We start from the raw sequence: 11359 nt of genomic DNA on the forward strand, positions 1-11359 counted from the left end.
AGAGAATAAAAAAATGTATAATTTTAAAAAACTTTTAAAAGAAATAAAAAAATATAAAAAAGAATTCATTCTTGCTCAGTTAATAGCGCTAACAGCTACGATAATTTCCATTCCCGTGCCTATGCTTATGCCTCTTTTAATCGACGAGGTTTTACTGAAAAAGCATGGATTCTGGACGGAGAGCATAAGCCGGATTTTTGGAAACTGCTCAGCGTTTTGTTATGTAACAGTTACTCTTTTTGTAGTGGTTTTTTTAAGAGCCGCTTTTGTTGGATTAAATATCTTACAGACCTGTTTTTTTGAAAAAATCACAAAAGACATTACTTATAAAATCAGAATAAGAGTCCTAAACCATTTAAAACACCTCTCAATAAACGAATATGAAAACCTAAAAACGGGAGATATAGCAAGCCGCCTTATCAGTGACGTAAACACGATTGAAGAATTTTTAATAAAATCCGTCTCCAAGTTCGTTATCTCTTTTTTGACTCTTATAGGAGTAGCGGCGGTGCTTTTATTAATAAACTGGAAACTAGGACTTTTTATACTGCTGCTAAATCCCTTTGTAGTGGTGCTATCAGGAAAAATTGCCAGAAAAGTAAAAAAATACAAGCGCGAACAAAACAAAACCATCTCCGTATTCCAGGAAGCATTAATCGAAACACTGGAACTTTTCGAACAGATAAAAGCATTTAATAAAGAAAACTACTTTTTCAAAAGACTCTTTGAACTTGCGCGTGGGCTTAAAGAAAAATCGTTTAATTTCAGCTACAAAAGCGAAGCTTTCAGTAAACTGAGCTTTCTTATATTTTTAATAGGGTTTGAAATATTCAGGGCCGCGGGAATTTTAGCCGTAGCGTATGACAGCTTATCAATAGGGCTTATGCTTGCGGTTTACGGATATTTATGGTTTATGATGACTCCGATTCAGGAAATCATATCAATTCAATACGCGTATTTCGGGGCAAAAGCGGCACTTGAGAGAATAAACGAAACCCTCTCACTTCCAAAAGAGCCGGTATTTCCTCACAAAAAAGACCCGTTTAAAGATTTGGTAAAAGTAGAGGTAAAAGACGTTTCATTCAAATATAAAGAGAGTGAGTGGATTTTAAAAAACGCTTCTGCTGTTTTTGAACCTAAAAAAATTACGGCCCTTATAGGTGCGAGCGGCGGAGGAAAAACGACTCTAGCAAAAATTATCGCCGGATTTTTTACCCCGAACGAAGGGGACGTTTTATATAACGGTATAAGCTATAAAGAAACAGGACTTGATAAAATCAGAGAGAACGTAAACCTGATACTCCAGGAAACAAGACTTTTTAACGACACCCTGCGCTTTAATCTCACTCTTGGCAAAGATTTTGACGAAAAAGAGATTTGGAAGGCTTTAAAGTTGGCCGAACTTGAAGAAGTTGTAAAAAAATGGCCAAAAGGGCTTGATACGTATGTGGGTAAAAACGGGGTAAAACTCAGCGGAGGACAAAAACAGCGCGTTGCAATCGCCAGAGCCCTTTTATACAAACCTAAAATCATAATACTTGACGAATCCACCTCAGCTCTTGATATCGATACGGAAGAAAAGGTATTTAAAAACATAGAGCCGTTTTTAAAAAACAGAACATCGGTTATTATAGCCCACAGGGCTGAAACAATCGCAAAAGCCGATGAAATTTATATGATTAAAAACCGCTCGCTAATCAAGTTCTAAAAATTTTTTAGCTCCTTTAAACCTTGCGGTGTGCTTTTTTATCCAACCGTCAAACTCTTCCATTCCCCTGTTTTTACACATTGCAAAAAGTTCGTAATATGGATGGAATGCATATTTTTTCTTAAACACTTTTTTTGGCAGTTTTATCGCTTTTTTTGCTTCTTTTTTAAGCTTATTATATTTTTCCCAAAACTTATTCTCAATTTCTCTAAAATATTCATACTTTTCGCTTTTTTTATTTAAAATCTCTTTATATTCATAATCTCTTTTTTCCAAAATAGCGGCAATAATTTCATGAGGCTGAATTTTTCCAAGCAGTTTGTGCCTTCTTAAATATTCATCCGTTTTTACTTTTACAAACTTCATATCCTCAAAAATCAAAACCCAGCCTTCTATGTCTTTTTTAGTTTCGGCAAGCTTTATAAATTCTTTAAGACTTTTTATTTCAAACTCTTTTGCGTATTTTATACCTCTTTTTTCAGCCTCTTTTTCAAACTCCAAATCATATTCACCCGTTTTCAAATCCCTTACCTGAATAAGTATCAAATCCTCTTTTCCGTAATCCATAACCACCTGGGATTTAGGAGAAATATATTCAAATACCGGAATTTTGTTTTCTTTGAATTTATCTAAAATATACCGTTTTATAGCAGGATTTTTAAGCATTATCTCATTTGCTCTTTTTGCCTGATACGCTTCAAAAGAGAGCTTCGTTTTAAAATAAATTTTACCGTCTATCAATACGGGCTGTAATAAACTCCCGTCAATTTTTTCCGCGACTTTAATTATTTTTTTATTTTTTAAATCTTCTTCCATCCATCCGGGCGCCTGATTAAGCTCAAAAAATTTATGTAACGCTAAAAACCTTTTCCACTTTTTATCATTTTTTATAAAAGTAAGCCCCCTTAATTCATAAGAGCCTTTATCTTTAAATTTTTCAAACTCTTCAAATTTAGCCTGTTTGTAGTGATAAACAGCTGTTTGTCTATCTAAGAAATTATCGTCTTTTCTAAAAAACTGCTTTGAATGCCCTACTATAAAATCTGCATCTTCTTTACTCGGCAAAATAAACATAAAACAAAACCTTTAATTTTTTTGAGTATAATTATATCAAATTATACGACATTTTTTATCTCTTTTTTAATCAAATATTTAATTAGTTTTTTTAAAGCGTAATACGACTCTTCTATATCAAAAAGAATTAAATCACTATCATTAACAGCGATTACGGGATATTTTTTTCCAAAAAACTTTTTACAAAATCCGAAAACTTCTCCAGGTTTTATAATTTTTATAATTTTTTCTTTATCCACTACCGCCAGTTTGCCTTTTTTCAGATAAATAAAATCATAGGTTTTTATAATATCTCTCTTTTTAAGAATTACATTTTTAAAATATCTCACATTAAATAATTCTAAGTCATCACCAAGTTTAATTCCTTTTTTTTCCACTAAATTTAATAAAAAAGCGGTTTCTTCAGGAGTATATGAAATAAAAAGATTCATTCTACCACCTTTAATATTTTTTGAAGATAATTAAGCCAGTCGCTGTTACGGGATTTTGACATATCTATATTCCTTAAAAAATACCTAATAAAAGTCTTAGTCGAAAAATCCCCCTCTATTCCCGCTTCGTCAAAAAATTTAACAATAGGACGAGATTTTGAAGCATTATACCAAAGAAGTTTTTCAAAATAAAACAGTTTAACGTTGATAACTTTTTCAAGCTTTTTTAAATACATTTCCTTATATTTGTTAAACTTAGGGAAAAACTGCAATTCTTCTTTTTTTTCTATATTGGCAAGTTCTTCTTTCACTTCCTGAAATCTGTCCCTCTTTTTTGAAAGTTCATGAATGGCGTCAACATACATTTTTTTAAATTTCTTATATCCCGGGTCGGTAGAAGGCATTGATTTTAATTTTTCTTCACTTATCGATATTGTAGCAGTATATTTTTCTATACTTTTTTTAAGACTCTCATACTCTTCTTTTAATGATTTATATTTTTCCATATTTTCAAGATATTCATTATAAAAAACAAGTTCTACATATTGAGATTTTTTTTCAAAATTTTTATAAAAATCATACAAAACGTTTATATCTCCGTACAGTTTTCCCGCTAAACCCTCAAGAATCTTTTTATCTATATTCTTAAGAAAATTAACGGCTGTATCTATAAAGCGTTTGAGTTCAATATAGTTGGTTTTTGGAAATTTAAATTTATTTGAAATAAGATAATTAAAATGAAAATCTCCTACCTCCTTTATCTCTTTAAAATAGTCGTTTAAAAATTCTTCTAGTTGCATACATTCCCTTTTCTATTCTTTATTAAGAATTTTAATAAATTTTTAGCGATTTGTGATAAAATAGCAATAAAAAAGGAAGAAAATGAGAAGTGACGAAATAAAAAAAGGGTGGCACAGAGCCCCTCACAGAAGTCTGCTTAGAGCCTGCGGTCTTAAAGACGAAGATTTTGACAAACCTTTTATCGGTGTGGCAAACAGCTTTATAGAAATAATTCCCGGGCATTTTTTCTTAAACAAATACGCAGAAATCGTAAAAGACGAAATAAGAAAAAACGGGTGTGTGCCTTTTGAATTCAATACAATAGGCGTGGATGACGGAATCGCTATGGGACACGACGGTATGCTCTATAGCCTTCCAAGCCGTGAAATTATCGCAAACTCAATCGAAACCGTTATGAACGCTCATAAACTTGACGCACTTATCTGTATTCCAAACTGCGACAAAATAACTCCGGGTATGGTAATGGGTGCATTAAGAGTAAATGTACCGACTATTTTTGTAACAGGCGGTCCTATGAGAGCCGGTCATCTTCCGGACGGTACTCCGATTGACCTTGCCACGGTATTTGAAGGGGTAGGAAAGTTTGAAAAAGGCGAACTGGACGAAGAAAAACTGTATCAGCTTGAATGTCTGGCATGTCCTGGTGGAGGAAGCTGTAGCGGAATGTTTACGGCAAACAGTATGAATACGTTAATAGAAGCTATGGGAATAGCCCTAAAAGGAAACGGAACTATTTTAGCGCTTACACCTGAGAGAGAAGAATTATTAAGAAAAGCGGCAAGAAGAATTTGTGAAATAGCAAAAGACGAAAAATTAACTCAAAAGTACAAAATAAGAAACATTATCAACGAAAAAGCAGTCCATAACGCATTTGTAGTGGATATGGCAATGGGAGGAAGTTCAAATACGGTACTTCACATGATGGCAATTGCAAAAGAAGCGGGAGTTGATTTTGACCTTGCAAAAATAAATGAAATCGCACGTCACACTTCACACATAGCAAAAATTTCTCCGTCCCTTCAGACGATACATATGGAAGATATAAATAGAGCCGGCGGAATAAGCGCGGTTATGAAAGAAATCAGCAAAAGAAGCGATACGATTTTATATCTTGATAATCCTGTAATCGAAGGCGGTACGGTAGCAGATAGAATTAAAGACGCCGAGGTTAAAGATTACAGCGTTATTCATCCTGTTGACAACCCATACAGTAAAGTCGGAGGTTTGGCGATACTGTTTGGTAATTTGGCTGAAGAAGGATGCGTAATTAAAACCGCCGGAATTACGGGTGAGAGAAAATTTACGGGTAAAGCGGTTTGTTTTGATTCCCAACAAGATGCGATAGAAGGAATTACTTCGGGAAAAGTAAAAGAAGGCGACGTGGTTGTCATCAGATACGAAGGTCCAAAGGGAGGACCGGGTATGCAGGAAATGCTGGCACCTACTAGTCTTATTATGGGAATGGGACTTGGTGACAAAGTAGCACTTATTACTGATGGTAGATTTTCAGGCGCTACAAGAGGGCTAAGCATCGGACATATCAGTCCTGAAGCGGCTGAGGGCGGAATGATAGGTCTTCTTAAAGACGGAGACATTATAGAAATTGACGTGGATAATTTTTCTATAAACGTAAAATTAAGCAATGAAGAAATTGAAAAAAGAAAAAAAGAATTTACTCCCCTTAAAAAAGAAGTACCGGGACGCTGGCTAAAACAATACAGAGCCCTTGTAACAAACGCAAGTAACGGAGCTATTTTAAAAGCAGACTGATATTTTGCCCTTTTGGGCATTAAAAGGACAAAAATGAAATATAAGGTGTATTTTGCAATATTTCTTTTAAGCGTTTTTGTTATAGGGCTTACCCTCTATTATTCTCAACAGGAAATAAAATTAATCACCCAGCAAAAAGCAAAAGAAATTTATGAGTTAAGAAATAAAGAATTCTCCTTAATGCTGGAAAATAAAAAAGATTTTCTAAACGCTTTTGCCAAATTTATAAGTTCTTCTGATATAGTTATCAACGCATTTTTAGAAAACAACAGAACAAAACTTATAAATTTTGTAAAACCGCTTTATACCTCTTTACACGAAAAAGACCTTCTTGAAGAAATTCATTTTTTTAAAAGACCCGCTACAAGTTTCGTAAATTTTGCAAACCTTAAAGTTTTTAACATAGACGTCAGTAAAGCAAGAGCGGATATACTCTGGGTTTCTACATCTTTTCAACCGTCCACACACTTTTATATATGCAGACTATACCCTGGTCTTAGGGCTACATACCCGATTATTTATAAAGACAGGCTTCTTGGAAGCGTTTCTTTTGGGCTTCACATAAAAGTATTTAAAAATATGTTTGAAAAATTAAACGCAAAAGGTGTCAGCATATATTTAAATGACAATTTTTTAAAAAAATTTTTACTTCCTAAAAAGTATCTATTTTTTAAAGACCTTCCTTTAATAAACGGATACAGGATAATCGGAACCCCTTATTTAATAGAACCGGCACCCGGATATGAAATAAAAAATAATTTGGTATATACCAAAATAAAAATAGTCGACTTTTTTAATGAAACTATAGGATATATAGTAATAAAAGACGACATATCAAAAACGATTAATGTTTTAAAAAATTACATGAAAAACAAAATGAGTATAGAAATATTTAGCTATATAACAATCATCGCAATACTGTTTTTATTATTTATCTGGATTTTTAATAAAATTAACGAAATGAAAAAGATTTTATCTTTAATAAAAAATCAACAATTTGACAAACTACCTCCAAAACAAAAAGAAAAAGACGAATTAGACAGCTTTAGAAATTCCCTTTTAGATGTGGCTCAGACTATTAAAACTTATATATCTCTTTTAACTCAAAAAGTGGAAGATTATTCACAAAAAGCATATAAAGACGGCCTTACCAATATTTTTAACAGAAGATTTTTAAAAGAAAAAGCCCATGAACTGTTTTTAAAATATCAGCTCTCCGATACACAGGTAGGCATTATAATGCTCGATATAGACGATTTCAAAAAAATAAACGATACTTACGGACATGATGTAGGGGATATGGTACTTATACGTTTAACCGAAGAAATAAAAAAACACATAAGAAAAGACGATTTTTTCATCCGATACGGAGGAGAGGAGTTTTTATTAATTCTTCCAAATTCCAATATCCAAACCACTTATACAATAGCTGAAAAAATAAGAGAAGCCATACAAAATCTAAAAATAAAAGCCGGAGATAAAACTATCAGTTTTACTATTAGCCTTGGTATAAGCGAAATTAGAAAAACAGATAAAAATCTTTTTGAAGCTATTAAAAGAGCAGACGAAAAATTGTATAAAGCAAAAAGAAACGGAAAAAACAGAGTGGAGTTTTAAGCAAAAATATCAAGTTTTTTTGAATTGTCAAAAAGCTTATCAAAAAGTTTTTTAGCTGCATTAAGCTCCTCTAACCCGGCTTTTATAGATTTTAACACCTCATCAAACGTATTTACCCCTTCTTGTTTAACAGCTTTTTCATGTTCTTCGTTTTTAGGCTCCGGGAGTTTTGATTTTAAAGCATGAGCAACGTTTGAAATAACCTTTTCATTGGCGTCTTTTTGTTTTAAAAACTTTTCAAGAAGAGGTTTTACCTTTTTAAAAGCCTCTTTTATCTCTTTTAAATCGTTTTTATCAAGCCCGTTACCTTCATAATGAAATTCATATCCGTAAGAATGTTTTAATGTAAGCTCCTGTGAAACTACACCTCTTCCTTTTTTAAAACTGCTTTGAGCTTCAACGCTGTCAAACATATTGAGTTCTATTTTATCACCGCTGCTGGTAGTAAAAGAAAAATCAAAACTTGCGGCATTTAAACCGTATCTGTCAACGCTTAGCATTACAAACCTTTTTTATTTACATATCGGCAAAAAGAAAAAAGGATTAATCCTCCTCTTCCACCTCTATTGCCTGATATACGTAAATACTCGGATGATAAACCAGACAGTCTCCCGGAAGCCCCGCTTTTAGACATAAATGGGCAAAAAACAAATCAAAAGAAGGCAATTCTTCCCATACAGCCGGTAAGAAAGTTGCCTGATGATTTCCAAGCTGCAAAATAACCCCGTCAACTCCAGGGCGTATTTTTCTTCTTAAATCTTCAATATCCGTATATTCCAGTTTTTCAGGCACCGTAAGAACGCTGACTTCTATTTTCACCCTATCAAACTCTTCAGGAGTTAAAGGCGGAAATCTCGGGTCTTCAAAAGCCGCGGCTTTTGCATTGGCCACAACATCGTCAATAAGAGGTCTATAAGGCAAAATAGAGCCTATACATCCTCTTAAATTACTACCTCTTGGTCTATCTTTCATTTTTAAAGTAACAAACGTAGCCCTTTTTTCTTCAAGCCATGGATATCTGCTAACCCATTCTTCTCTGTCTATCAGTTTTTTTCCTTCAAACTCTTCTAAAATGGACATTCTTGCAAGTTTAGGCAATATTTTAAAATTTTCTTTCATTTTTCCCCTCCTAACAATTTTTTTAATTTTTCAAAAGGCATAGGCTTATAAAAATAAAACCCCTGCATATAATCGCATCCTAAATCTTTTAATATTTCAACCTGTTTTTCAGTTTCAACTCCTTCTGCAACTGTTTTTAAATCCAAACTTTTAGCAAACTCTACAATCGATTTTACAATAGCCCTGTCTTTTTTTGAAGTTTCTATAAATCTGATAAAGCTCATATCTATCTTCAAAAAATCAAAATCAAGTTCTTTTAACGACATAAAATTGGAATAGCCCGTTCCGAAATCATCAATTGCAACTTTTATATTTTTGCTTTTAATTATATCTATTTTTTCCTTTGCCAACTGCATATTTGTTACAATTCTTTCCGTTATTTCTATTGTCAGATTTTTAACTTCCGGAATAGATTCATAAAATTCATTATGTATAAAAGAATATGCAGAAAGATTAAAACTCAAATTTATATCAACTTTTTTGGCATATTCCACAATTTTAGGAAAGGTTATTTTTTCTATATCGCTGATAAGTCCGCTTTCTTCCGCTTCTTCTATAAATTCGGCAGGGGGAATTATCCTCTCTTTTTCCTTAATTCTAATTAAACTCTCAGCCCCTGCTACCTTAAAATCCTGATTAACATAAGGCTGAAAATAAAAAATGATATTATTTTCTTTAACGGCTCTTTTTATTAAATTATGCACAATATAAATTTTTTTCTTTTCTAATCCTATATTCTCATCGTAAATTTTATAAGTATTACCCCCTTCTTTAATCGCTTTATTTAAAGCCACATAAGCTTTTTCCAACAAAATTTCTAAATTATTTTCTTTATCATCGACAACAACGACCCCTATATTTACGTTTAAATTCAAAAAGGCATTTATTTTTGCTATTAATTTATTTAAAAAATTTTTTAATTCATTTTTTTCAATATCGATAACAAAAGCAAATTCATCGCCTCCTACCCTTCCTATTTTACTAACACCTATCTCTTTTTTTAGAAAAGAAGCCAATTTTTTTAAAATTTCCTCGGCATATTTTTTTCCGCGGGATTCTATAATGGACTTAAATTCATATATGTCAATTACCACAATAACTTTTTTAGAATCCAAATAATTTTTTTCCAAAAAACCTTTTCTGTTTAACAAGTTTGTAAGAGAATCAACTACAACATGCTCATCGTTTAAAATAATACTTTGAAAAACATAATATTTTTTATCATAATATACCGGAATTATTTTTGCTTTTAAAAAAACATGTTTACCCTCAACATAACCTATTAAAATCTTCTCCACCGGCTTATCTTCGTTTATATCTAAATTATTAAAAATTTCATTTAAATTCGTTATTCCGTCTTTTAATTCAGAAAATACTTTATTGCAATACACGATATTGAATTCTTCATCCGTTATTACGATAGCCTGAAAACTTTCATCAAAAGATTTTTTAAGTAAAACCAGATATTTATTAAAAACCAAATACTCTGCGGCATATTTTATTTCGCTGCCCAAACCTTTTGCCAAATCTTCGCAACACTCAAAATCATTTTCATATTTACTCTCTATTATAAATTCAAAATTATCTTCTTTAAATTCCACTCTGCTTAATAAATTTTTACACTCTCCAAATTTCCTGTCTTTATACACTATCTGAGAATTATAACCTTTCGAATTTATTAAATCGACAATATCTTGTAAAAAGGTTTCTACATTTTTTTCGGATAAAAACAGAGAATGAATATTCGCAACCATTTCTAAAAACATATCTTTTTTTACTTTTTCCGTTTTATCAACCATTATTACAAAACCGCTGTATTTCCCTTTAAAAATAACGGTATCAGCAAACACATCACAGTAGAACTTCTTGTTATTTACAATAAATTCCCTATAAGGATAAAACATTTCAAAAAATTCGCCTCTTAAACGCCTTTTTATATTTTTAGCAAATTCCTCATCATAGCCAAAAATATCATATGTATCATCTTCCGCTTTTATCCCAAGTTTTTTTGAAAGATAGTCATTTACGAATACTATTTTTTCCTGATATATCATAAACCCTATATGTTTGTAACTAAAAAGTTTTTCAGTAATTAATTCAAACTCTTCCCTTTCACTGACATCAACATTATAACCCAGCGCATAAATACAATCTTTTTCTTTTTTAATTACTTTTAAATAAACACTTAAGAATTTAAAAACCTTATTTTTAGAAATTATTCTTGCTACAAATTCCACACTCTCTTTATATTTTAATTCTTTTAATTTTTTTATAAAAAGTTCAAAATCTTCCGGTAAAGCAATTTTTTTTAAATTTTGCGGCTTTTCTAAAAATGATGTATCATAACCTGAATACGGAATATGATTTATAATGTCTATCTCCTCAATCCGTTCGGTTTTAAAATTAAATTTCACTATATAAACACTAGCCGGTATTTCTTTTACTATTCTTTCATAAGAAATATTCATATCTATCTCCTGCTAAGCTCGGCATTTTGTTCTACTTTATGAAGCCATACGAATACTTCCGCCACCGCTTTATAAAGTTCGGGAGGAATTTCTTCGGTTTGTATTTTTATCAGATTTTCCACCAAAAGTTCGTTTTGAAAAATAGGCAAATCAAACTCTTTTGCTTTTTCAATTATTTTTTTGGCTATTTCTCCCTTTCCTTTTGCCACAATTTTAGGAGCGTTATCTTCATATGCCTTGTATTTAAGGGCAACCGCTTTAGTATTTATAAATTTTTTCATATATAGGACCTTTTTTTGTTAAAGTTGATTTATATAAATAAACTTCAAACGGTACTTCAATATTTATATCTTCCCATTTTTTAAGTTCAT

General features: G+C 31.7%; 10 protein-coding genes. 3 read left to right on the forward strand and 7 right to left on the reverse strand.

All coding sequences use genetic code 11. From position 1 onward, the window contains the following. Positions 1 to 13: 13 nt before the first annotated feature. Positions 14 to 1708, forward strand: coding sequence for an ABC transporter ATP-binding protein (locus ACXJH6_RS06910; RefSeq protein WP_456471024.1), 1695 nt, complete (start codon positions 14 to 16; stop codon positions 1706 to 1708). Here ACXJH6_RS06910 and ACXJH6_RS06915 read toward each other — a convergent pair. The 3 genes from ACXJH6_RS06915 to ACXJH6_RS06925 are packed head-to-tail and all read right to left on the reverse strand — an operon-like array spanning position 1694 to position 4013. Beyond that, complete coding sequence (locus tag ACXJH6_RS06915; protein WP_456471025.1) at positions 1694 to 2782, reverse strand: hypothetical protein; 1089 nt, start codon at positions 2780 to 2782, stop codon at positions 1694 to 1696. The two genes, ACXJH6_RS06910 and ACXJH6_RS06915, sit on opposite strands and share 15 nt — an antisense overlap. Before the next feature lie 41 nt (positions 2783 to 2823). Continuing rightward, on the reverse strand, positions 2824 to 3213 hold the full coding sequence (locus tag ACXJH6_RS06920; RefSeq protein WP_456471026.1) for a hypothetical protein: 390 nt from the start codon (positions 3211 to 3213) through the stop codon (positions 2824 to 2826). After that, the gene (locus tag ACXJH6_RS06925) at positions 3210 to 4013 is read right to left on the reverse strand and encodes a hypothetical protein (protein WP_456471027.1); all 804 of its coding nucleotides are present in this window, start codon (positions 4011 to 4013) and stop codon (positions 3210 to 3212) included. Before ACXJH6_RS06925 ends, ACXJH6_RS06920 begins: the two co-directional genes overlap by 4 nt. 82 nt (positions 4014 to 4095) lie before the next feature. Between ACXJH6_RS06925 and ilvD the strand changes: the two genes are divergently transcribed. Together ilvD and ACXJH6_RS06935 are read left to right on the forward strand one after the other, a co-directional pair. Continuing rightward, positions 4096 to 5784 carry a dihydroxy-acid dehydratase gene (gene ilvD / locus ACXJH6_RS06930; protein ID WP_456471028.1) on the forward strand — a complete coding sequence of 563 codons (1689 nt, stop codon included), beginning with the start codon at positions 4096 to 4098 and terminating at the stop codon, positions 5782 to 5784. Between the two features lie 33 nt (positions 5785 to 5817). Beyond that, entirely contained in the window at positions 5818 to 7401 is a 1584-nt protein-coding gene (locus tag ACXJH6_RS06935) for a sensor domain-containing diguanylate cyclase (RefSeq protein WP_456471029.1), read from the forward strand. On the opposite strand, the gene ACXJH6_RS06940 is transcribed toward ACXJH6_RS06935, so the two are convergent. Genes ACXJH6_RS06940 through ACXJH6_RS06955 form a run of 4 tightly spaced genes read right to left on the reverse strand, consistent with a single transcriptional unit; the run spans position 7398 to position 11269 of the window. After that, a complete protein-coding gene (locus ACXJH6_RS06940) occupies positions 7398 to 7901 on the reverse strand; it encodes an ATP/GTP-binding protein (RefSeq protein ID WP_456471030.1) in 504 nt (167 codons plus the stop codon). The two genes, ACXJH6_RS06935 and ACXJH6_RS06940, sit on opposite strands and share 4 nt — an antisense overlap. 43 nt (positions 7902 to 7944) lie before the next feature. Beyond that, positions 7945 to 8520 carry an AmmeMemoRadiSam system protein A gene (amrA, locus tag ACXJH6_RS06945; RefSeq protein ID WP_456471031.1) on the reverse strand — a complete coding sequence of 192 codons (576 nt, stop codon included), beginning with the start codon at positions 8518 to 8520 and terminating at the stop codon, positions 7945 to 7947. Beyond that, a complete protein-coding gene (locus tag ACXJH6_RS06950; RefSeq protein ID WP_456471032.1) occupies positions 8517 to 10988 on the reverse strand; it encodes an EAL domain-containing protein in 2472 nt (823 codons plus the stop codon). Before ACXJH6_RS06950 ends, amrA begins: the two co-directional genes overlap by 4 nt. Positions 10989 to 10990: 2 nt before the next feature. Next, the gene (locus ACXJH6_RS06955; RefSeq protein WP_456471033.1) at positions 10991 to 11269 is read right to left on the reverse strand and encodes an EscU/YscU/HrcU family type III secretion system export apparatus switch protein; all 279 of its coding nucleotides are present in this window, start codon (positions 11267 to 11269) and stop codon (positions 10991 to 10993) included. Between the last annotated feature and the right edge of the window lie 90 nt (positions 11270 to 11359).

Source organism: Caminibacter sp., from assembly GCF_053999135.1.

Coding starts and splice junctions, on each gene's coding strand:
- ACXJH6_RS06910 (WP_456471024.1), top strand. CDS start 14: ATGTATAATTTTAAAAAACTTTTAAAAGAAATAAAAAAATATAAAAAA.
- ACXJH6_RS06915 (WP_456471025.1), bottom strand. CDS start 2,782: ATGTTTATTTTGCCGAGTAAAGAAGATGCAGATTTTATAGTAGGGCAT.
- ACXJH6_RS06920 (WP_456471026.1), bottom strand. CDS start 3,213: ATGAATCTTTTTATTTCATATACTCCTGAAGAAACCGCTTTTTTATTA.
- ACXJH6_RS06925 (WP_456471027.1), bottom strand. CDS start 4,013: ATGCAACTAGAAGAATTTTTAAACGACTATTTTAAAGAGATAAAGGAG.
- ilvD (WP_456471028.1), top strand. CDS start 4,096: ATGAGAAGTGACGAAATAAAAAAAGGGTGGCACAGAGCCCCTCACAGA.
- ACXJH6_RS06935 (WP_456471029.1), top strand. CDS start 5,818: ATGAAATATAAGGTGTATTTTGCAATATTTCTTTTAAGCGTTTTTGTT.
- ACXJH6_RS06940 (WP_456471030.1), bottom strand. CDS start 7,901: ATGCTAAGCGTTGACAGATACGGTTTAAATGCCGCAAGTTTTGATTTT.
- amrA (WP_456471031.1), bottom strand. CDS start 8,520: ATGAAAGAAAATTTTAAAATATTGCCTAAACTTGCAAGAATGTCCATT.
- ACXJH6_RS06950 (WP_456471032.1), bottom strand. CDS start 10,988: ATGAATATTTCTTATGAAAGAATAGTAAAAGAAATACCGGCTAGTGTT.
- ACXJH6_RS06955 (WP_456471033.1), bottom strand. CDS start 11,269: ATGAAAAAATTTATAAATACTAAAGCGGTTGCCCTTAAATACAAGGCA.